This is a genomic window from Pseudomonas sp. CBZ-4 (genome assembly GCF_000346755.1).
In the GTDB taxonomy this organism is placed as follows: domain Bacteria; phylum Pseudomonadota; class Gammaproteobacteria; order Pseudomonadales; family Pseudomonadaceae; genus Aquipseudomonas.
In genome coordinates, this window is sequence record NZ_ANNV01000030.1 from 1 (window position 1) to 3,852 (window position 3,852).

The 3,852-nt window shown below is 61.3% G+C and carries 2 protein-coding genes; one reads left to right on the forward strand and one right to left on the reverse strand.

The window, feature by feature from the left end; translation table 11 throughout:
* Nucleotides 1-170: 170 nt before the first annotated feature.
* Complete coding sequence (locus B348_RS0104050) at nucleotides 171-2,762, reverse strand: glycosyltransferase (RefSeq protein WP_017734878.1); 2,592 nt, start codon at nucleotides 2,760-2,762, stop codon at nucleotides 171-173.
* A gap of 217 nt (nucleotides 2,763-2,979) precedes the next feature.
* On the opposite strand from B348_RS0104050, the gene tcdA reads away from it, so the two are divergent.
* Nucleotides 2,980-3,789 carry a tRNA cyclic N6-threonylcarbamoyladenosine(37) synthase TcdA gene (gene tcdA / locus B348_RS0104055; protein ID WP_026136540.1) on the forward strand — a complete coding sequence of 270 codons (810 nt, stop codon included), beginning with the start codon at nucleotides 2,980-2,982 and terminating at the stop codon, nucleotides 3,787-3,789.
* The last annotated feature ends 63 nt before the right edge of the window (nucleotides 3,790-3,852 follow it).

Below are 3,852 nucleotides of genomic sequence, written 5' to 3' on the forward strand. Positions count from 1 at the left end.
GGCTTGCCTGCGATAGCATCGCCGCGGTGTGCCAGCCAGACCGCGGCGTCTGCATCGCAGGCAAGCCAGCTCCCACAGAGAGCAAAGGCAGGGCCAAGACTCATAAAACGGCCGTTATCTTATAGCAAAACGGCGGCCAGAGGCCGCCGTTTAGTGCATTGCGCAAGTTTTTACGCAGCAGGTGCGGGCTCCGCCGCCACCGAAGGTTTCGGCAGCGAAGACAGGAACGCCATGATCAACGCCGCCACATACGGCAGCGACTGCACCAGCAGCATCACCACCCAGAAGCGAATGTCATTGCTCGGCAGGCCCTGCACCAGGTAGATCCCCAGCGCGGCGCCCCACAACAGCAGCATGATGAACATTTCTTCGCGAGCTTCGGAAATCGCCACCCAGAAGCCGTGGTTATCCGCGTTTTTCGGTGTGCGAAAGAACGGAATACTGCTGGTGAAGAAGCCATACAGCACCGCCTTGGCGATGGTGTGGGACAACGCCAGGCCGGCCAGGGCCGCGCAGAACGCGTCCTTGAGGTTCACGCCCACGGCGCGACGGTACAGGAACACGATCTTGCCCACCTTGAACACGAACAACGCCAACGGCGGGATCGCGAAGATCAGCAACGGCGGGTCGACCCGCGTCGGCACGATGATCATCGCCGCCGACCACAACAGTGCGCCCACGGTGAAGAAGATGTTCATGCCGTCCGCCACCCACGGCAACCAGCCCGCGAGGAAGTGGTAGCGCTGGCCACGGGTCAGCTCGGTGTCCTTGCCGCGCAACAGGCTGGCGGTGTGACGCTTGATGATCTGGATCGCACCGTAGGCCCAGCGGAAACGCTGTTTCTTGAAGTCGATAAAGGTGTCCGGCATCAGGCCTTTGCCGTAGCTGTCGTGGTAATACGCCGCCGACAGGCCTTTCTCGAATACCCGTAGGCCCAGTTCGGCGTCTTCACAGATGCACCAGTCGGCCCAGCCGAGTTCTTCGAGCACCGAGCGCCGGGTCATGGTCATGGTGCCGTGCTGGATGATCGCGTCACGGTCGTTGCGGGTGACCATGCCGATATGGAAGAAGCCCTTGTATTCCGCGTAGCAGAGCTTCTTGAAGGTGCTTTCGTTCTGGTCGCGGTAGTCCTGCGGCGATTGCACCACGGCGATTTTCGGGTCGGCGAAGTGCGGCACCATGTGCTTGAGCCAGTTGGGCGACACGCAGTAGTCCGAATCGATCACCGCGATCACTTCGGCATCCTTGGCGGTGTGCGGCAGCAGGTAGTTCAACGCGCCACCCTTGAAACCGGCCAGGGGCGCGACGTGGAAGAACTTGAAGCGCGGGCCGAGGGTTTCGCAGTAGTCGCGCACCGGTTCCCAGACGGCTGGGTCTTTGGTGTTGTTGTCGATGATCAGGACTTCGTAGTCCGGGTAATCGAGGGCGGCGAGGGCGTCGAGGGTCTGTTTGACCATCTCCGGCGGCTCGTTGTAGCAGGGCACGTGGATCGACACTTTCGGGCGGTAGTCCGAGTCCCCTTCGACCGGCAGGAATTCACGCCGACGCTTGTGGGTCCACACCGCTTCCGCCAACTCATGGGCTTCGGTCAGCAACACGATAAACACGCCGAGGGCGCCGAGGGCCAGGAGGATGCCCACGGTGACGCTGAACCAGGTGCTGTATTGCTGGCTGTAGTCGTAGCCGATCCACACCAGCACCGAACCGCAGAGGAACGCGATAAAGGTCAGGAAGGTGCGGCCACGCTGGCGCAGGGCCGAGCCGTCGATCATCAGCAGGGTCAGCGACAGCAGGGCGAGCACCACCGAGCCGATGGCGAGTACGCGCCATTGCGGGATGGCGACCACGGGCCCTTCAAAGTTGAATTTCTGCTGGCGTGCGGCGTTGAACACGCCCCAGTAAGCGCCGGCCGAGCCTTCATCGCTGACTTTCCACGGCTGGTCGAAGGCTTCGATCACGAAGTAGTTGTAGCCCTGGCGATTGAGTTTGTTCACCAGTGTGCGTAGGTAAATCGCCTGGTCGGCCGGGGACGTTTCATTGCCACCGCGCATACGGCCGTTGCTCGGCCAGCCAACTTCCGACAGCAGCAGCGGCTTTTTCGGGAACAGTTTCTTCAGGTCCTTGGCGCGGTCGAGTACGTACTGGCCGGCCTTGTCCATCGGAATGTATTCCCAGAACGGCAGGATGTGCGCGGCGATCAGGTCGACGTGCTTGGCCAGTTGTGGGTTCTTTTCCCAGATGTCCCATTGCTCGGAGGTCGTGACCGGCACTTTGACGGCGGCGCGCACCCGATCCAGCAGCACAATCAGTGCTTCCGGGGTGATGTCCTTGCGGAATACCGCTTCGTTACCCACCACAACCCGCACCACACTGCGCGAGTTGTTGGCGATTTCGATGGCGCGCTGGATTTCCCGCTCGTTGCGTTCCAGGTCCGGGCTGATCCAGATCCCCAGGGTCACGCGCAGGCCGAACTCTTCGGCCAGCTTGGGGATGTCGCCCAGGGTGCCGTCGACCGAGTAGGTACGGATGTTGTCCGTCAGCTTGCTCATGATCGCCAGGTCCTGGCGCATCTGGTCGTCGGTCGGGAACTGGTTTTTCTGCGGGTACTGGCCTTGCTGGAACGGCGAGTAGGAGAAACCGGAGATCTGTTCAGGCCAGTTGGGGGTGGTGACCGGGCGGTTGATCAGCGCCCAGAAGCCGGTGAACAGCGCGGCGATTGCCAGCACGATCACCAGGTTGAGTCCAAATTTACGCGATGCCATGGCTATTTCGGGTTCCAAAGGGTGTGGAACGAAAAGAGGTGTCGGCCTGCGCCGAACGGCGCGCATCCTACACCGGCGCTTCCCTGAGCGTACAGCAAGCAGAGAAAAGCCGGACGTTAGTCAGCGAAAGCCCATCTAAGTTCTTAACTTGTAACTTGTAGCTTAAAACTTGCCGCCGTGTAGCCCATAATGCGCGCCGGTTTTTGGGGTAATGGTCATGAGTACAGAAGATCCACGGTTTGCAGGCGTCGCCCGCTTGTATGGCATTGAAGGCCTGGAACGCTTGAAAGCGGCCCATGTGGCGATCGTCGGCGTCGGCGGCGTGGGCTCCTGGGCGGCGGAAGCCATCGCACGTTGCGGTGTGGGCGAGATTTCGCTGTTTGACCTCGATGACGTGTGCGTCAGCAACAGCAACCGCCAGTTGCATGCGCTGGACAGCACCGTGGGCAAACCCAAGGTCGAAGTGATGGCCGAGCGCCTGCGCGGCATCAACCCGGATTGCACGGTGCATGCGGTGGCGGACTTCGTCACCCGCGACACCATGGCCGAGTACATCACGCCCGATATTGATTGCGTGATCGACTGCATCGACGCCGTCAACGCCAAGGCCGCGCTGATCGCCTGGTGCAAGCGCCGCAAGATCCAGATCATCACCACGGGCGGCGCCGGTGGGCAGATCGACCCGACGTTGATCCAGGTGTGCGACCTGAACCGGACGTTCAACGATCCGCTGGCGTCGAAAGTGCGCTCCACCCTGCGCCGCGACTATGGTTTCTCGCGCACCGTGACCCGTCACTACAGCGTGCCGTGCGTGTTTTCCACCGAGCAACTGCGTTATCCGAAGCCGGATGGCAGCATTTGCTTGCAGAAGAGTTTTGTCGGCGATGGGGTGAAGCTGGACTGTGCTGGTGGGTTTGGTGCGGTGATGATGGTCACGGCCAGCTTTGGCATGGTGGCGGCAACCAAGGCGGTGGACAAGATTGTGGCTGGGGTGCGCCGGCCTTCGGAGCGGGTCAAGCCTGCTTAATTCTGGAAACTTGCACCGTTCAAAATGTGGGAGCTGGCTTGTGTGGGAGCTGGCTTGCCTGCG